This window comes from Fibrobacter sp. UWB3 (assembly GCF_002210405.1).
Taxonomy (GTDB): Bacteria; Fibrobacterota; Fibrobacteria; order Fibrobacterales; family Fibrobacteraceae; genus Fibrobacter.
Genome location: NZ_MWQJ01000002.1, coordinates 264123 through 281339, shown reverse-complemented (window position 1 = coordinate 281339; position 17217 = coordinate 264123). Strand labels below are relative to the sequence as shown.

General features: G+C 48.9%; 16 protein-coding genes. 9 read left to right on the top strand and 7 right to left on the bottom strand.

Annotation, left to right across the window (positions count from 1 at the left end):
• Window positions 1–132 precede the first annotated feature (132 nt).
• From B7991_RS03765 to B7991_RS03755, 3 genes are read left to right on the top strand one after another with little or no spacing between them, the layout of a single operon-like run.
• The gene (locus B7991_RS03765; RefSeq protein ID WP_072828643.1) at window positions 133–612 is read left to right on the top strand and encodes a single-stranded DNA-binding protein; all 480 of its coding nucleotides are present in this window, start codon (window positions 133–135) and stop codon (window positions 610–612) included.
• Window positions 613–627: 15 nt separating this feature from the next.
• Window positions 628–1584, top strand: a complete 957-nt coding sequence (locus B7991_RS03760; RefSeq protein WP_088629659.1) for a hypothetical protein — start codon at window positions 628–630, stop codon at window positions 1582–1584.
• Window positions 1585–1604: 20 nt separating this feature from the next.
• Complete coding sequence (locus tag B7991_RS03755) at window positions 1605–2594, top strand: aspartate-semialdehyde dehydrogenase (protein WP_073424174.1); 990 nt, start codon at window positions 1605–1607, stop codon at window positions 2592–2594.
• A gap of 346 nt (window positions 2595–2940) precedes the next feature.
• Here the strand turns inward: B7991_RS03755 and B7991_RS03750 are convergent, their stop codons facing one another.
• From B7991_RS03750 to B7991_RS03740, 3 genes are all read right to left on the bottom strand, one after another.
• Window positions 2941–4179, bottom strand: coding sequence for a hypothetical protein (locus B7991_RS03750; protein ID WP_088629658.1), 1239 nt, complete (start codon window positions 4177–4179; stop codon window positions 2941–2943).
• A gap of 102 nt (window positions 4180–4281) precedes the next feature.
• A complete protein-coding gene (locus B7991_RS03745) occupies window positions 4282–5397 on the bottom strand; it encodes an aminopeptidase (RefSeq protein ID WP_088629657.1) in 1116 nt (371 codons plus the stop codon).
• A gap of 101 nt (window positions 5398–5498) precedes the next feature.
• A complete protein-coding gene (locus B7991_RS03740) occupies window positions 5499–6443 on the bottom strand; it encodes an AgmX/PglI C-terminal domain-containing protein (protein ID WP_088629656.1) in 945 nt (314 codons plus the stop codon).
• Window positions 6444–6942: 499 nt separating this feature from the next.
• Between B7991_RS03740 and alr the strand changes: the two genes are divergently transcribed.
• Both alr and B7991_RS03730 read left to right on the top strand, forming a co-directional pair.
• Window positions 6943–8166 (top strand): alanine racemase, encoded by a 1224-nt coding sequence (gene alr / locus B7991_RS03735; RefSeq protein ID WP_088629655.1) that lies wholly within the window; start codon window positions 6943–6945, stop codon window positions 8164–8166.
• A gap of 17 nt (window positions 8167–8183) precedes the next feature.
• Complete coding sequence (locus tag B7991_RS03730) at window positions 8184–8744, top strand: methylated-DNA--[protein]-cysteine S-methyltransferase (protein WP_088629654.1); 561 nt, start codon at window positions 8184–8186, stop codon at window positions 8742–8744.
• A gap of 46 nt (window positions 8745–8790) precedes the next feature.
• Here B7991_RS03730 and B7991_RS03725 read toward each other — a convergent pair whose 3' ends face one another.
• Window positions 8791–9204, bottom strand: a complete 414-nt coding sequence (locus B7991_RS03725; RefSeq protein WP_088629653.1) for a hypothetical protein — start codon at window positions 9202–9204, stop codon at window positions 8791–8793.
• Between the two features lie 457 nt (window positions 9205–9661).
• Between B7991_RS03725 and B7991_RS03720 the strand changes: the two genes are divergently transcribed.
• Window positions 9662–11323, top strand: coding sequence for a diphosphate--fructose-6-phosphate 1-phosphotransferase (locus B7991_RS03720; RefSeq protein WP_088629652.1), 1662 nt, complete (start codon window positions 9662–9664; stop codon window positions 11321–11323).
• Between the two features lie 153 nt (window positions 11324–11476).
• On the opposite strand, the gene prfB is transcribed toward B7991_RS03720, so the two are convergent.
• Both prfB and B7991_RS03710 read right to left on the bottom strand, forming a co-directional pair.
• A protein-coding gene (gene prfB, locus B7991_RS03715) for a peptide chain release factor 2 (RefSeq protein WP_103143256.1) occupies window positions 11477–12587 on the bottom strand; the annotation gives its coding sequence in 2 pieces (ribosomal slippage) (window positions 11477–12514 and window positions 12516–12587; 1110 coding nt in all).
• A gap of 150 nt (window positions 12588–12737) precedes the next feature.
• Window positions 12738–13745, bottom strand: coding sequence for a peptidylprolyl isomerase (locus B7991_RS03710; protein ID WP_088629651.1), 1008 nt, complete (start codon window positions 13743–13745; stop codon window positions 12738–12740).
• A 159-nt stretch (window positions 13746–13904) separates the two neighbouring features.
• On the opposite strand from B7991_RS03710, the gene B7991_RS03705 reads away from it, so the two are divergent.
• On the top strand, window positions 13905–14768 hold the full coding sequence (locus B7991_RS03705) for a carbon-nitrogen hydrolase (RefSeq protein WP_088629650.1): 864 nt from the start codon (window positions 13905–13907) through the stop codon (window positions 14766–14768).
• Window positions 14769–14995: 227 nt separating this feature from the next.
• Window positions 14996–16018 carry an agmatine/peptidylarginine deiminase gene (locus B7991_RS03700; protein WP_088629649.1) on the top strand — a complete coding sequence of 341 codons (1023 nt, stop codon included), beginning with the start codon at window positions 14996–14998 and terminating at the stop codon, window positions 16016–16018.
• On the opposite strand, the gene B7991_RS03695 is transcribed toward B7991_RS03700, so the two are convergent.
• Window positions 16019–16603 (bottom strand): viroplasmin family protein, encoded by a 585-nt coding sequence (locus B7991_RS03695; protein ID WP_088629648.1) that lies wholly within the window; start codon window positions 16601–16603, stop codon window positions 16019–16021.
• A 47-nt stretch (window positions 16604–16650) separates the two neighbouring features.
• Here B7991_RS03695 and B7991_RS03690 point away from each other — a divergent pair, with 47 nt between their 5' ends.
• Window positions 16651–17217 (top strand): hypothetical protein, encoded by a 567-nt coding sequence (locus tag B7991_RS03690; protein ID WP_088629759.1) that lies wholly within the window; start codon window positions 16651–16653, stop codon window positions 17215–17217.

The following is a 17217-nucleotide window of genomic DNA, read 5'->3' as shown; positions in this document are numbered from 1 at the left end:
ACATGGTTTTTTGTTATGTCCACTAAAATTAGGGGAATTTCTCCATTTTTTTTGAATTTTGACACTAAAATGTCAAATTAGTTTTTGTATTTTTGATTTCGAAATTTTTAAAAATTAAAATAGGATAGTTATATGGCTTATTTGAATAAGGTTATGCTCATCGGTAATATCGGTAAGGATCCGGAAGTACGCGTTAATCCCAACGGCGGTCGCAAGCGCGTTTCTTTCTCCCTCGCCACTTCTCGTCGCTATCGTGACAACAACGGCGAACAGAAGGAACAGACCGACTGGCACAACATCATTGGCTGGGGCAAAATCGCAGATATCGTTGAACAGCTTGGCATTCGCAAGGGCATGAGCCTCTATGTTGAAGGTTCCCTCACCAACCGCAGCTGGACAGACCAGACAAGCGGCCAGAAGCGCTACGTCACCGAAATCAACATGGACACGTTCCAGCTCCTCACTCCGCGTGGCCAGGGTGGCGCACCGGCAGCAGGTGGTTTCAGCCAGGCTAACAGCTACCAGTCCAACAGCTTTAACGGCATGCAGCAGAATAGCGCTCCGGCCTATGATGCAGGCATGGCAGAAGAAGACGTCGATCTTCCGTTCTAATTCAAGACTTTGTGAATGAATCAAGGAATTGCAGAAATAGCGCTCATCTACGCATTGCCGTTAGCAATCTCGTTTGTCACGTTGTTTGCTACGGCAACAAGTCCTGGGCGTAACACGAAGGTCGTAGGAGCGATTCTTTCGACTCTTACGATTGTTATAGACTGCTTGTTCTATTTCGTAAAAAACACCATCATCATCCAGAATGTTGAAGGTGGTATTTTGCTGTCGTTCTTTTTGCTATTTCTGTTCAGCATTTTTTGCATTGTACAAAGCGAAGAATGGTCCACACGAGCTTCATTCCTATTGTTCTCTATGTGCATGCTCGTTGGCTGCATCGGTACGGCATGTTTCGAACGCCCGACCCTGGTACTCACGTCCTCCTATTCTCCAACTGATTTTGTGTCGCACAACAAAAAGTACGAAGACTACATTTCGTCTTTTGACAACGCAAACAGAGAAAGCAATGTTCAGGAACTTCCAAACACGGCCGCTCAAGACAACAGCAAGCCTGCAAACGTAGATATCGATGAAGATGTCGAACTCGCTCCTGAAGTCATGGACCGCCTTGACACGTATGCCAGCAAAACCGAAACGGTCATCGACAAGATGTTCGACATTATGCGAGCTGTCGATTCCTTTGAGCCGTTGGAACAAAACGCAGGCGAAATGGAGCGCGAAAAAAGAAGCCAGCAGGCTCTCGCGATCAACAACAAGGCAACATCGCTGAACCGTAAGACCATCGGGATATTCCACCCCATGGAAGCAAGAGAAGCCCATTCGGAACTAGTTCAGGCCGCTGAAACAATCCGCAGTGCCTCTCACGCGTTGTATTCATACTGCCTTCTGGAAGACCCAGAGGAAGCCATGAAAAAATACACGCAGGCTCGTGAATTAATCGTGATTGCCAAAAGGCATATCGACAAATTCAACAAGAACATTCAAAATTTAACGAACAATCAACCTCAACAATAAGAAAAACAAAGGTTAAATCTATGATTCGTAACGTAGCGATCATGGGCGCCACTGGCGCAGTAGGTCAGGAACTCCTCAAGATTCTTGAACAACGTAACTTCCCGCTTCAGAACTTGAAGCTCCTCGCCTCCGAACGCAGTGTCGGCCGTGAATATGAATTCAAGGGCGAAAAGCTCAAGGTTGAACTGACTTGCAAGGACGCATTCAAGAATGTTGACCTCGTGCTCTCTTCTGCAGGCGCAAGCGTTTCCAAGGAATTTGCTCCGATTGCTGTTGACGCAGGTGCCGTCGTCGTCGACAACACGAGCTTCTTCCGCATGGACCCGAACGTTCCGCTCGTTGTCCCGGAAGTGAACCCGGAAGACATCAAGCTCCACAAGGGCATCATCGCTAACCCGAACTGCACGACCATCATGATGGTTGTCGCTCTCAAGCCGATCAACGACTTGAGCAAGATCAAGACCATTCACGTTTCCTCTTACCAGAGCGCAAGCGGTGCAGGTGCAACTGGTATGGCTGAACTCAAGCAGCAGTACCAGGAAATCGTTGAAGGCAAGCCGGTCACCGTGAAGAAGTTCGCACACCAGCTCGCATACAACCTCATTCCGCACATCGACGTGTTCACCGACAACGGCTACACGAAGGAAGAAATGAAGATGTTCAACGAAACGCAGAAGATCATGCACAGCGACGTTCGCTGCGCAGCAACCTGCGTCCGCGTTTCTGCACTCCGCTGCCACTCCGAAGCCATCAGCTTCGAAACGGAACGCGCACTTTCTGTTGAAGAAGTCCGCAACGCCATCAAGAACGGCGAAGGCCTCCAGCTCTGTGACGATCCGGCAAACAACGTCTACCCGATGCCGCTCAACCTCATGGGCACTGACGACGTCTACGTCGGCCGTATCCGCAAGGACCTCGCTTGCGACAATGGCATGAACATCTGGATTGTTGGCGATCAGATCCGCAAGGGCGCTGCTCTCAACGCCGTCCAGATTGCAGAACGCCTGTAATCGCGTTGCGCTCCGGCCAAAAGCCGCGAAACGCATTTAAAAAAGAGTCTAGCCTTTGCTAGACTCTTTTTTTATCGTCATCCCGGCCGAATTAAACCGTCATCCTGAGCAAAGCGAAGGATCCAGTTATTTCTCAAACAAAAAGCAAATTTTACCCATTTAAAAAAAATATTGCTGTAGCCCAGTATTTGCAAGGGTTTCAAGCTATTTTGGGTATCCAAATGACACATTAGCCAAACAAACAAATAACGCCTCCCAAATGGGAGGCGTTTCCTGTATTCATTTTGTGGAGATTCCCTCCCGGAACGGAGTCCGGGATGACAGGCGGGAATGACAATCCTAGCAATTAGAAGCGGACCATTGCGCTGAAGTCGATGAACGTGCCATCGGCCTGGAAGAAGTTGCCAATGCCCGTGAAGAGCCTTTGACCAAGGCCCATTTCAACAGCGAGGAAGTCCTTGTACTGGTAACGGAAACCGACAGAAGCATTGACTGCATCCATCTTATCCATCATGCGACTTACATCAGCATCGCTATCCTTCCAATACTGGAAAGCAACCCAGTCATAACCAACTTCACCATAGAACATGAAGTTCTTGTTTTCACCAACGAAAACTTCACCCATCATGCTCGGCTGGAGAACAGCGGTAAAAGCATACTGTTCAACCGGATCATCATAGTTTCTGTAAGAGAAGATTGCAGCGCCACCAATAAGGATACGGGCATTTTCGTTTTCAAGAACAGAGAGACCACCGCGGATGTACGGAGAAACGTCCCAGAAAGAAGCTGGGTCGTTAGCCTTCTGGACATCGCCGTCAATTTCAGTTTCATTGTTGAAGCTGACGAATCTTGCACCGAGAGTCCAGGTGAAGTTCTTTGCCGTCGGAGCGTTGGTCAAGCTAAGGCCAACGGTAAGGCTATCAAAGCGGTCCTTGGTTTCAACGCCATTGTCCGGGTCATTGTGGGTCTGCGTCTTCGTGGTAACCCAGTCCACATTTGCAGCGACGTTCATGCCCAAGAAGCCCTTGGCAATTGCAGCAGCCCAGTCATCGCCACCGTAGGTCTTGCTCACAACGCCAGCATCATTGCTGACTCTGTCGCGGCCAAGACCGGCTCTGATGTAGAAGCCGAAGCCCGGAACAGCGTAACCGAGAGTGAGACGGCCAAGCTGTTCGTCATTTGCATGAGGAGCCTTAGAAATATCAAAGGCCGTGAAGAAAGAACCGAGAGAGACAATGCCAAGCTTGTTAACCGGTTCAATGTAGAAGAACTTGCGGTTTGCAAACAAGTTCGGGAAGTCGAGCAAGAGGTCCGTGTTGTTAGCGGCAGCCATGTTGCTGTTTCTGTTATAGGACTTGCCATGCAAGATAGCATTGAACTGAGTTCTTCTAGATTCCTTCGGAATATCCGGCTTCACAAACGGAACCGGAGACGTGAGGCTTTCAGAAGCAGCAGCCTGTTCTTCCTGCTGCTGGAGCTGCTGTTCGCTATAGGACGGAGCCGTTGTAGCAGATTCAGAAGCTTCCTGTGCAAATGCGACACCGAAGCTAACGAGGCCAATGCCAAACATCGTTTTTAAATTCATAGTTTTTCCTTGTAATAAGATTTTTTGAATTGTGTGATAAAAATATAATTAATTCTTGTTATCAGTCTTTAGCCAATGATGCTAGAAGAAAGATTTTTACCACTATCCTAAATTCTCAGGATTCAAGCACTTAAGTTCATCGACTACAAAGAGACCGTCCTTGCGGATAAGCTTGTCATCAAACCAAATTTCGCCACCACCGTATTCCGGACGCATGATCAAAACCAAGTCCCAATGGATGGCAGACTTGTTCCCGTTCGGGGCATCTTCGTAGCACATGCCCGGCGTAAAGTGGATGGAACCCGCAATTTTTTCGTCAAACAGAATATCGCACATCGGAGAAAGCACAAACGGATTGAAGCCAATAGCAAACTCGCCTACGTAGCGAGCGCCTTCGTCCGTATCAAAGATGGCATTCAGGCTCTTATTGTCACCCGTTTCGCAAGTCGCTTCAACAATTTTGCCTTGCTTGAAGACGAGGCGGATGTTGCTGAACTGCTTGCCTTCGTAAAGCGTCGGCGTGTTGTAATGGATGACGCCTTCGATACTCCCCTGCACTGGCGCAGTATAGACTTCGCCATCAGGAATGTTCATGTTGCCGCAGCACGGCACCGCCGGAATGTCCTTGATGCTGAACGTGATGTCCGTATCCTGAGCCACGAGACGCACCTTGTCCGTCTTGTTCATGAGGTCGACCAAAGCCTGGGCAGCGCGCTGCATCTTCGGATAATCGGCAAGGCAAGCCTTGAAGTAGAAGTCTTCGAACGCTTCCGTGCTCATCTTTGCGCCCTGGGCCATGGACGGGTTCGGCCAGCGGAGCACGCACCAGCGAGTGTTGTTCACACGGTAGTTAAGCACGTCCTGCGTGATGGTCCTGTAGGCAAGCATCTTCTTGTCATCGATATCGCAGTTTTCCATCGCATTGTTCATCGCGCGGATAGAGAGGTAAGCCTGCATCTGCTTCATCTCGTTCATCGCAAGGTCCGCAGAGAGCTTCATCTGTTCTTCGGAGGCGCTACGGATAACTTCACGACGCACACGGCTATTGTAATTGTGGACAAATGCGTTACCACCAACTTTGGCAACAGCCTTGATGAGCTCTGTCGAGAGCTCGTCCGGCGTATCGGTCGTTTCGATTAAAATATTTTCGCCCGCCTTGAGAGCTATGGCGTTGTTGATCAAATTTTCTGCAAGTTGCGTAATGCGAGGATCTTTCATTCTTTACCCCATAAATTAAAATCACCGAAAGTCGGCGACAAGAATCGCCGACTTAAATTTAAAAATCTATTTGTCTTTATTCTACTCCAATTGCCATTCCATTACTCCGTAAAGGTAAACGGAATCGTCACTGTCGTATTTCCAGATTTGATCTTGCTGAATTTCCATCCACTCACAGACTTCTTGACTTCGCTATCGAATTCTGCATATCCCGTCGTAGAACCCACCACAGCGATGCTGATGATTTCGCCTCCCGGCGCAATAGTGAACTTCAATGTAACCTTGCCCTGGAATCCAGGTTTCTTCTTCAAGTATTTGTTGTAAACGTGGCGAAGCCCCGGTGTACGCTGCTTAACGACCTTCATGATTTCAGAAGCCGAACGGGATGCACTCGGAGATCCCATATCGATTTCATTCATCTTCGGTTCCTTCATAGTACCCATAGCCTGTGTCGAGATGGCCCCTGCAGAACCACCTAGCAAGCCGTCAAGCATGTCGCCAATTCCACCAGAACCTCCCGCAATGCTTCCAGGATTGAATTTGTCGCCTCTTTTGCCACGACGCTCACCAATTTTTGTCTTTCCAGATTTCATCACGCCATTGACATGAGTGAGAACATCATGGATATCTTTAGCAAACTTCGTACCCATCAAATCGTAAGGTGACAAGCCTGCTTTACTTGTTCGTATGGCAAGTTCCTTAAGGACACCGCGGTTGACAGGAGCCCTCGGGTTACCTTCACCTTTAGGCTTTGCTGCACCTCCTTTATGTTTACGATTGATTTTTTCATCATTTTTCTTTACATCTTTTTTGACTTTCGGTTCCTCCTTTAAAGGTTCGTCAATTTTCATTGTTGTTGTGATTGTTGGACTTTCAGGTGCTGGTTCAAACATGACCTCACCAATCAACGCTTCATACGTAGACGCCCAGAAGCCAAGCATCAACGCGACAATAAGCGATGCACCAGAAATGCGCACCATCTTCTTGTCGGAATCTGGCATCAAGGATGCGATGAAAGCATCTTGTTTTTGCTTTGTTGTTTTCATGATTTTATCCTCCCTTTTCAGGAAATTGGATGTTTTTGTTTTTTTGGTATCAGCAAACCAACTACCCCGTGAGCGGAGTATCAATTTGCCGAATGGCAACACTTCGGAATAAGGCTACCCGAACAAGCCTTTATTGCGAAGTTTCACGCGATTACATACAATGTCAGAAAAACTTTATTACAAAGTAAGGTATTTACTTAAACAACCCACATCCTTACCACACCCATAAAGTACCAATAAAAAAATCGCAAAAACCACTCCAAAACAGTAAAGAAAATTTCATACGAAAGATTGTAAACTCAGATAAAATAAGGCTTTGCGCGTAGTTATTGGGTTCGCACTTGATTTTGGAATTTTCATCCGTCCTAGATTTTTACAAAACTTAGCCCAGTGTAATTTATTCCAATTTGGAATTAAATTTGCAAAACACCCCCTATATTTGCGCTTTTTTACTGATCTCAAGCCCATTTTTAAAAGAGTTACCTATATTTCCAATATCATGAAACTTTTAGCTACTCCTCCTGACTTAAATAAGATTGCTCGCCCGAACTGGATTGAAATCAACCTAGACGCTCTCTGCAACAACATTCAATTTATCAGAAGCCAAATTCCGGCTTCCACAAAGATTTTGCTTCCCGTCAAGGCCGACTCTTACGGCCACGGAAGCCTCGCCTGCTCTTTTGCTGCCAAGTTCGGTGGCGCCGACTACCTCGGTGTCGCCCACATCAGCGAAGGCATGCTGCTTCGCCAGTACGGCATGGACTTGCCGATTCTCGTGCTTGGTCCTTGCACACCTTCTGACTTTGCGTACTTTGTTGAATACCAGCTCACGGCAGCCATTACCGACATCCGCACTGCAATGGCCTTTGACCAGTTCCTTGGTGAAACTGGTACAGAATGCAAGGCTCATCTCGCTATTGACACTGGCATGAACCGCTATGGCTTTGATGCCGAAGACTTTAACAACATCCGCGCAGCGCTTTCTCTCAAGCACCTCAAGTTCGAAGGCATGTTCACGCACCTTGCTACGGCCGACATGCCGGGGAATCCCAAGACCGAAGTGCAAATTCAGCGGTTCTCTCGCCTTGTCGATGTTCTTGAAGCTGAAGGTCTTCGCCCGGAAATTTGCCATTGCTCCAGTTCTGCAGGCACGCTCACGCACCCCGAAAGCCACTTCGACATGGTGCGTCCGGGCCTTGCGCTCTATGGTTACAACTGCATGGGGGCAGCTCCTTCCCCATGGCCCATCAAGCCTGTCATGAAGATTAAATCTACCATCCGCCACGTGCACGACGTGAAGCCTGGCGAAACGGTGAGCTACGGTGGTTACTGGGCTGCTCAACAGCTTACACGCATTGCAACCATCGCAATCGGTTATGGTGATGGTTATCTCCGTGGCGAATACAACAAGGGATTCGTCTTTATCCGCGGACAGCTCTGCCCGATTCTCGGACGCGTTTGCATGGATGCGACGATGGTCGACGTAAGCCACATTCCTGATGTGCAAGTTGGTGAAACTGTTGATGTTGTCAATGGTGAACTCGACTTCCGCATCTCGATGGAAAGCGTTGCCGACGAGCATCACACGATTCCATACGAACTAACAAGCCGTGTGGCTCGCCGTTTGTACCGCAAGTACTATTGGAAAAACCGCCTTGTGCGTTGGGACTTCCTCAAGGAAGAATTCGGCGTGCAGGAATACAAGGAATATCCCTTGCGCTAGGAGAAATACCGCATGGTATGAAGTTTGATGACCCGAAATTCACAAAGATAAGCCACCGGAATGTCTGGGGCGAATGGACCTTTATCTTCGAAGGATCCAAACTTTGTGGCCTAAAATTTCGGGAAAATACAGACGAAGTAAAAGCAACTCCGAGCAATGTGCAGGCATGTGCGTACGCAAGTCCTGATTCGGAGTTACAAACAAGCAATCGTGTTCGTAGTGCCTACCGCAAGGCGGTGAACGAACTTAATTTGTATCTCGCAGGTAAAATCTGCGAGTTTTCTATACCCATAAAAATCTACGGGACAGACTTCCAGAAAAAAGTTCTTGAGGTCACACAACAAATTCCTTACGGCAAAACTTGGACTTACAAACAAGTTGCACAAGCCGTAAACCATCCACGAGCCGTTCGTGCCGTCGGGAATGTATTGCATAGGAATCCGATTCAAGTCGTCATCCCCTGCCATCGCGTAATTGACAGCCGCGGTCACCTGAGCGGTTATGCACTTGGCGTCGGATTAAAAAGAAGGCTACTCTGCATGGAGGGAGCAATTCCGAATGAACTAATGCTGGAATAACAAAACAGGCGGTCCTAAAGACCGCCTAAAATATCTTTTGTCTAATTTATGCGCACTGTAGTGCACCAAGCATGTCGTAGACTTGCGCTTCGACACTGAGGAGTTCCATGTCGTAATTCGGAGCCCATTCGAGAATAGGCACGTTGTTGGTCTGGGCATATTCGCGGAAAAGGCTTTTATCGCCAACGGAATGACCCAACAGCACCGGGCAAGTATTGTTATGAACGTTCAAGCCTTCGATGAGCTTGTCAGATTTAAACCCATAGGACAAATTGAAAACGAAGTCGGCGTTGGCACAAGCCTCGTCGATGACATCTTTGTCGGATTCTGCATCACAGGCAAAGATTTCCCCAATTTCAATATTACCGATAGCGTTGAACACACCATCCTTGATGTCCTTGAGCATGGACAGGAGCCCATGGCCAAGGATCGTATCGGATCCCCAGATTAAAACATTCATACACTCACCTTCTTATTGCTTTTTGTGTAATGATTGTCACACGGCACTCATTACTTTTTTATTACGCGCCGCATATATAGTAAAATTTACTCTAATTTGGAATAAAAAGTTAAAAAAATCATACAAAAATTTGATTTTTATCACATTTTGTAAATAAATAAAGCCCTGATTTTATACTTAACTAGCGAGGCTTAATATACAAATGTATACAAAGCTTATCGTTGTGAGAATAAAAGCGTCGGCCACAACCTTAAAAGGCGAGTGCCGCGACCATACTTGTATGGTCATGGTCGAGCCGTAAGGTTGGCGCTTGCGCCAGGATGGGTTTAAGTTTTTCCGAGCTGGGGCCCCGCCCGCATGACGTACTTTTTGGTTCTTGAAAAGAATAATTACTATATTTACGCCGGATTTTAACCAAAAACCCGCAAATGCGGGGCAAATTAAAAAGGAATAAACAATGTCCGAAAATCTCTCTGTACTGACCAAGGCCCGTCAGGCCTATCAGCCGAAGCTCCCGGTCTCCCTCAAGAACGGTGCCCTGAGCGTGAAGATTAACAAGGGTGCAGCTACGGAATCCGTTAGCGACCAGGCCAAGATCAAGGAACTCTTCCCGAACACTTACGGTCTTCCGGTTGTTCAGTTCGAAGCTGCCGAAGCCAAGGCTGGCAAGGCTCTCCGCATGGGCGTGGTTCTCTCTGGTGGCCAGGCTCCGGGTGGACATAACGTTATCGCCGGTATCTACGACGGCATCAAGTCCGTTTCCAAGGATTCCGTCCTTTTCGGTTTCCTCGGCGGTCCGAGCGGTCTCGAAAACGGCAAGTACATTGAAATTGACGACGCCAAGATGGACGCCTACCGCAACGCCGGTGGCTTCGACATGATCCAGTCTGGCCGTACCAAGCTCGAAACTGAAGAACAGTTCAACAAGTGCATCGCTGTTGCTAACAAGCTCGACCTCGACGCTATCGTTATCATCGGTGGTGATGACTCCAACACGAACGCTGCTGTTCTCGGTGAATACTTCCAGTCCAAGGGCGTCAAGACCTGCGTTTGCGGTTGCCCGAAGACCATCGACGGTGACTTGAAGAACGAATTCATCGAAACCTCCTTCGGTTTCGACACCGCTGTGAAGACCTACTCTGAACTCATCGGCAACATCATGCGCGATGCTAACTCCGCTCAGAAGTACTGGCACTTCATCAAGCTCATGGGCCGCTCTGCTTCCCATATCGCTCTCGAAGCCGCTCTCCAGACCCACCCGAACATCTGCCTTATCTCTGAAGAAGTCAAGGCTAAGCAGATGAAGCTCAAGGACGTGATCAAGCAGGTTGCTGACGTTGTTTACGCTCGTGCAGCTCAGGGCAAGAACTTCGGTGTCGCCCTCATTCCGGAAGGCCTCCTCGAATTCATCCCGGACGTTGGTGTCCTTATCTCTGAACTTTCTGAAGCCCTCGCCCACCACGAAGCCGAAGTCGAAGGTCTCGACACGGCTGCTAAGGTCGAAAAGCTCTGCGCATGGGTCAGCGCTGAATCCGCTGAAGTCCTCAAGAGCCTCCCGGCTGGCATCCAGGCCCAGCTCATGCTCGAACGCGACAGCCATGGCAACGTTCAGGTTTCCCTCATCGAAACTGAAAAGCTCATCATCGAAATGGTCAAGAAGGAACTCAAGAACCGTGGTGACTTCAAGGGCAAGTTCTCTGCTCTCAACCACTTCTTCGGTTACGAAGGCCGTTGCGCAGCTCCGTCTAACTTCGACGCTGACTACTGCTACAGCCTCGGCTTTGCAGCCTCTGTTCTCGCCCTCAATGGCATGAACGGCTACATGAGCTCTGTCCGCAACGTCACCAAGGGTATCGAAAACTGGGTCGCTGGCGGCCTTCCGATCACCATGATGATGAACATCGAACGCCGTCACGGCGCCGACAAGCCGGTTATCCGTAAGGCTCTCGTTGAACTCGAAGGCCCGATGAGCGCTCCGTTCAAGTACTTCGCCGCTCGCCGCGACGAATGGGCTAAGACTGAATCCTACACCTATCCGGGTCCGATCCAGTACTGGGGTCCGAGCGAAGTTTGCGACATCACGAACTTCACGATCAAGCTCGAACGTGGTGCAATGTAATCTTTGATTGCATAAAGCAAAAAAGAGATGCTCAACAGAGCTTCTCTTTTTTTGTTTCAAGAAGGAGATGCCCGCTCGGTGGCGGGCATGACAAGTGTGAAAGACGGGCATGACAAACTTGCAAAAAAAGGCGGGCAATGCCCGCCTCATTTTCTATCCCTTATTCGCTTCGCTTGTGCTTAGCAAGTAAGCGTCGATGAACGGCTTGATTTTTCCGTCGAGAACGCCTGCTGTGTCAGACGTTTCAACGCCTGTGCGGAGGTCCTTCACAAGCTGGTACGGCTGCAGCACATAGCTTCGGATTTGGCTACCCCATTCGACCTTCTTCTTCTCGGCCATGCGGGCATCACGCTTCGCTTCTTCTTCCAAGCGGTAATGTTCTGCAACCATGGTCTTAAGCATCTTGTAGCAGGTTTCGCGGTTCTGGATCTGCGAACGTTCCGTCTGGCAGCTAGCCATGATGCCTGTCGGCAAGTGGGTCATACGCACTGCGGAATCCGTCTTGTTGATGTACTGACCTCCAGCACCACTACTGCGGTACGTGTCCACGCGCACTTCAGACATATCGAGATCAAACTCCACGTCTTCGTGTTCGGGGTACAGATAAACGGCCGTAAAGCTCGTATGGCGGCGGGCGTTGGCATCGAACGGGCTGATGCGCACCAGGCGATGAACGCCGATTTCCGAACGGAGCAAGCCGTAAGCATTTTCGCAAGTGACTTCAATCGTAGCGCTCTTGAGACCCGCGTCTTCTGCTTCCTGGAAATCCACGACCTTGAAGTCCATCTTTTCGCGTTCAAAGAAATGCGTGTACATGCGGAAAAGCATAAGCGCCCAGTCCTGGGACTCCGTGCCACCTGCACCCGGATGGATAGACATGAGGCATGCGCAAGCATCATCCGGACCGTTCAGCATCTTCTTAAATTCCATCGCTTCGACTCTAGACTTGAGGTCAGCAATGTCAGATTCGAGCGTTGCCGTAAGGTCCGCGGATTCTTCGTCCTTGCTCATTTCATAAAGCTCGGCAAGATCGTCGCACGTCTGGGAAACTTCTTTCCAGGAATCAATGAGTCCCTTGAGGTTCCCAATCTTTTTCATCATCGCCTGCGCCTTTTCCTGATCGTTCCACAGGTTCGGGTCGCCGGAATCCTTTTCAAGGACATAGAGTTCTTCGGTCTTTGCCTCTAAGTCAAAGATACCCCCAGAGTTTATCGATGCGGCTGCGCAACTCGATAAGCCCGGTATGTGTAGTGTTGAATGCCATATCAAACCTCTAATATCAGCTAGTTAAAAAAAAGAAGTGCCATCCTGAGTGCAGAACCGTAGATTCAAAATCGAAGGATCCAAAAGATCTCTGGATTCTTCGACTTCGCTACGCTTCGCTCAGAATGACACGTACAAACAGTTCGTGCTATTACTTAGCAGAGCCGATTGCCTGAGGCGGTTCGTACTTCTTGTCGAGGTACTGGACCTTGTAGGTCTTGCCAAGTTCGTCGAGGTAAGCCTTGAGCTTTGCCTGGCGTTCCTGTTCGCGCTGTACACGCAAAATGTAGTCGATCTGGTGCTTGTAGCTTTCAAACTTGCCGTCGTTCTTTTCGGTAAGCATGAAGATAGACACACCATCATTTTCGGTAATGACTTCAGAGATTTCACCGACCTTGATCTTGCCAACAGCCTTGGCAAAAGCGGCACTCTTGGACTTGGCGACAAACTTGTTCATGATACCGCCAGTCTTCTTGGCTTCCTTATCGTCGCTGTACATAGCGGCGAGCTGAGCAAACGTTGCCTTCTTGGAACGAACCTGGGCAGCAAGACCCTTCAACATGTCCTTGGCATCGCTGATTTCCTGAGCGCTCTTACCCTTGGTAGAGATGAAAATACGAGCACCGCTAATGGTATCGTTGATAGCAACCTTGGACTGGTTGAGCTGCCAGAAAGCCTTGAGATCTTCTTCGGTCGGATCCTTCGGATACGGAACCTTCTTTTCGAGAATCTGTTCGCTCTTGAGCTGGTCTTCAATCTTGGACTTGAACTGAGCCATCGTCGTGTTAGACTTCTTGAGTTCCTTCTGGAAAGCATCTTCGCTCGGGAACTGCTTCTTGAAGAGAGCAGTCAAGCTATCAACCTTACCAGCGGACACCTTGATACCCATTTTCTTGGCTTCGAGCTTGATGAGTTCCTGACCCACGAGATTGTCGACAACCGCATAGCGAAGTTGAGTCATCATTTCGTCGGTCAACTTCTGACCCGGAGCCTGCTGCTGACCGAGCATGGTTGCAAGGCTATCAATCTTACCACCAGAAATACCAGTTTTTTCGACGCGAATAACATCGAGGCTTTTCGAATTCATCAACTGAGCAGAGGCAATGCCTGCAGTAAGGAGCACGGCAGCAGCACCACGAGAAATGAGTTTAAGAGACATTATTTATCCTTTTATAAAAAAATCAAGGGTTTTAAAATTCAAGGGTTAATATAGAAAACTTACAACGCGCGAGCGTATCATCAGTGTGATTTTACGCAAACAAAACAATGTTCTTACAAAAAATTGCAGATAGGGCATGTTTTTTCTAAATTGTTTTACATGAACAAGATTAAAGTATATACGTTGCAAGGTAAATGGACTGGGGACTTTGATTCCAACAACAAGTGGTACAAGGACGAAGCTCTCAAGCTCAAGGGCAAAGACATCGATTTGCTCGTCCTCCCCGAGCTTTTCCACACTCCGTACTTCCCGTTCGAAGAAAACGCAGACTTTTTCGATTTGGCGATTGAAAAGGACCACCCGATTGTCGCCGAATGGCAAGAAATTGCAAAGGAACTGAACGCCGTTGTCGTGTTCCCGTTCTTTGAAAAGCGAGCCCGTGGCATTTACCACAACTCGGCATTCGTATTTGAACGCGACGGAAGCATCGCAGGGCTTTATCGCAAGAGTCACATTCCCGACGATCCCGCCTTCTACGAAAAGTATTACTTTATTCCGGGTGACACCGGTTTTGAGCCAATCAAGACTAGCGCAGGAACTCTTGGTGTGCTTATTTGCTGGGACCAGTGGTTCCCCGAAGCCGCCCGCATCATGAGCCTCAAGGGCGCCGACATACTCATCTATCCGACCGCTATTGGCTGGATGGATTCTGAGCCCAAGGAAATTTATCCGAGACAGCAAGATAGCTGGATGACGGTCATGCGCGGACATGCGATTGCAAACCGCACATTCGTGATTGCCGCTAACCGCTCGGGCGTCGAAGGTCACCTCACGTTCTGGGGCACAAGCTTTGTCGCTGCACCGGACGGATACATCTTGCAAAAGTGCGATCCGGAATTCTTGGGTGCAAGCTATGTCGAGCTCGACCTTGCCGAAACCGAAGAAAATCGCCGTTGGTGGCCGCATTTCCGCGACAGACGCGTGGACTTGTACAAGGACATCCTCAAGATTTGGGCTGATTAGCATCACCGTCATCCTGAGCAAAGCGAGGACTACTCAGAAGGCGAGTGTTGCGCCCATGCTTGCATGGGCATAACCGAGCCAAAGAGTTGGGGCTTGCCCCATCCAGTAAAGTCTTGATAAAGCGAAACAAGATATGACTGGATTCTTCGTCCTAAAGGACTCAGAATGACGAGCATACAAACATTGTCAAATATTAATGAAGAACGACAATTAAAAGGATTTTTTCCATGACGAAAAATTCAATTCGTTATCCGGCGGAATGGGAAAAGCAGAGCGCCACGTGGCTTGCATTCCCGCACAACAAGACGAACTGGTATGGTGAACGCGGCATCAACATCCGCAAGTTCTATGTAGAACTTATCCGTAACATCACGGAATTCCAGCCGGTGAATCTCTTGCTCCCGGCCAAGAACTTTTTGACCGATGAAGAAAAGGCGGCTCTCGTAAACCGCCCGTTCCCGGTGAACTTCATCGTCATCAAGACAAACGACATCTGGATTCGCGACTACGGTCCGTTCTTTATGAAGAAGGGCGACAAGAAGGTTGTCTCTGAAACGCAGTTCAACGCTTGGGGCGCCAAGTTCCCGCCATGGGGACTCGACAACGCCATCCCGCAGAAGATAGCCGAAAAGCAAAAACTCCCGCTCAACGAAAGCGTTCCGTTCATCTTCGAAGGAGGCGCTATTGAAGTCAACGGTGACGGTCTCGGCATCACGACCGAAGATTGCCTCGTCGGCAAGAACCGCAACGATGAAAAGGACTTGAAGAAAGTCGTGAAGGCTCTTTGCAAGGCTTTTGGCCTCAAGGAAATGCTCGTACTCCCGCACGGATTGCACGGCGACCACACGGACGGCCATATCGATAACGTAGCTCGCTTTGTCGAGAAAGACAGAGTCGTCATGTGCATGACGGACAACAAGCGCTCCCCTAACTACGCGATTTTGACCGAAGCCAAGCAGTTCATCGAAAGCTGGCTCAAGGATCATTACGAAACCGCCAAGGTCGATACGCTCCCGCTCCCGCCGCAGCGCGTGCTCGATGACGGACAAATTCTCCCGGCATCGTACATGAACTACATCTACGTGAACGGTGGACTCATCTTCCCGAAATACAAGTGTCCGAACGACGCGAAGGCCAAGAAGTATTTTGAGAGCGTGTACCCGGATCGCAAGGTAATAGGCATTGATTGCCGCACCGTGATCGAAGAAGGCGGCAGCCTCCACTGCATGAGCAAGCACGAAAGCGAGTAATTATTTCTTTCTCGCTTTTGCGATTGCTTCTTTTGCTAGTTTATCTACAAGTTCATTCCACTTGACACCTGTATGGGCGGCGACCTTTTCGAACTGCACACGGTGCAGATAAGGTTTTGCAGCCGCCACATACATCTTGGCGATATTGCTCTTGGCTTGCCATTCGCCTTTAGCCCAGCGCGCAATGCCTTCGTAGTCATGGCAAATAACGCCATTTTGATTATGGGCATCAAGCCATTTCATTGCCTGGAACGAAGCCATCACTTCCCCATCGATATTGCGACTCTCAGCATCGAATGCCGTAATTCCCGAACCGCGGGCAAGTTCCTTGTCGTCTTCGGTTACAACAAAAGCCCAGCCGGCAGGACCAAATCCCGGCGAAAACGAACCATCGACAAATACACGGATCCCATCGGGCGCAGGAGCCTCCATTCCGTCGAGCCAAGCCTGAGCCTCCTCGCGGGAACCGAAGGATTTGAACAAAACACCTTTAACGCCATGCGTGAGCTTAAGGCATTCATCCCACGTGGTTACAATTTTCTTTTCATTTTCGCTTTTTATGGCATAGAACTTCTGTTTAGGCATGGCGCAAATTTAATATATTTTTAATGAATTTAGAATTAGGAGACCTTTTGTTTTCTTCACAGTACTTTGCTGAAGGCATACGTTATTGCGTTTTGCGCAAGCTTTGCAAGCCACTGCTTTATCGGTGGTTTATTCACAAAGCGGGCAAACGAAAGAGCTCCAGGACTTTTTCGTTCCCCGAGTGCTTGCAGAATGGCGGCAAAGTCGTATTCTTTATGCCCGAGGAAAAGGAAGTCGCAAAAATCATCCTCGACGAGCTCCCCGTAGAAAGTCTCAAAACAATCTTGTTTATTGCCCACGGCGATCAAGAAATTCTCTTTTCACAGAAAAAGGCTCAGGTTTCTTACTACACTGATGATGGATGCCGCTACGGCGAAGATCAGTTCGATAGAATCGAATACCAGGTAAAAACTTACGCCCCCGTCGCCTGCGTTTATCCAGGCCCCCATAAACCGCAATTTTTATACCTCGCCCTCATTAGCGGAGCCGCTTGCCGAATCGGTTTTGACTGCGCCAAGGAGTACCCATTCCTCAATATGAGTCTCCACGAGCTCAAGACGATTTCGCCAGCGAGGATGATTGCCCGCTATTTTATAAAGGGTAAAATAGGCTAG

Coding starts and splice junctions, on each gene's coding strand:
- B7991_RS03765 (WP_072828643.1), top strand. CDS start 133: ATGGCTTATTTGAATAAGGTTATGCTCATCGGTAATATCGGTAAGGAT.
- B7991_RS03760 (WP_088629659.1), top strand. CDS start 628: ATGAATCAAGGAATTGCAGAAATAGCGCTCATCTACGCATTGCCGTTA.
- B7991_RS03755 (WP_073424174.1), top strand. CDS start 1,605: ATGATTCGTAACGTAGCGATCATGGGCGCCACTGGCGCAGTAGGTCAG.
- B7991_RS03750 (WP_088629658.1), bottom strand. CDS start 4,179: ATGAATTTAAAAACGATGTTTGGCATTGGCCTCGTTAGCTTCGGTGTC.
- B7991_RS03745 (WP_088629657.1), bottom strand. CDS start 5,397: ATGAAAGATCCTCGCATTACGCAACTTGCAGAAAATTTGATCAACAAC.
- B7991_RS03740 (WP_088629656.1), bottom strand. CDS start 6,443: ATGAAAACAACAAAGCAAAAACAAGATGCTTTCATCGCATCCTTGATG.
- alr (WP_088629655.1), top strand. CDS start 6,943: ATGAAACTTTTAGCTACTCCTCCTGACTTAAATAAGATTGCTCGCCCG.
- B7991_RS03730 (WP_088629654.1), top strand. CDS start 8,184: ATGAAGTTTGATGACCCGAAATTCACAAAGATAAGCCACCGGAATGTC.
- B7991_RS03725 (WP_088629653.1), bottom strand. CDS start 9,204: ATGAATGTTTTAATCTGGGGATCCGATACGATCCTTGGCCATGGGCTC.
- B7991_RS03720 (WP_088629652.1), top strand. CDS start 9,662: ATGTCCGAAAATCTCTCTGTACTGACCAAGGCCCGTCAGGCCTATCAG.
- B7991_RS03710 (WP_088629651.1), bottom strand. CDS start 13,745: ATGTCTCTTAAACTCATTTCTCGTGGTGCTGCTGCCGTGCTCCTTACT.
- B7991_RS03705 (WP_088629650.1), top strand. CDS start 13,905: ATGAACAAGATTAAAGTATATACGTTGCAAGGTAAATGGACTGGGGAC.
- B7991_RS03700 (WP_088629649.1), top strand. CDS start 14,996: ATGACGAAAAATTCAATTCGTTATCCGGCGGAATGGGAAAAGCAGAGC.
- B7991_RS03695 (WP_088629648.1), bottom strand. CDS start 16,603: ATGCCTAAACAGAAGTTCTATGCCATAAAAAGCGAAAATGAAAAGAAA.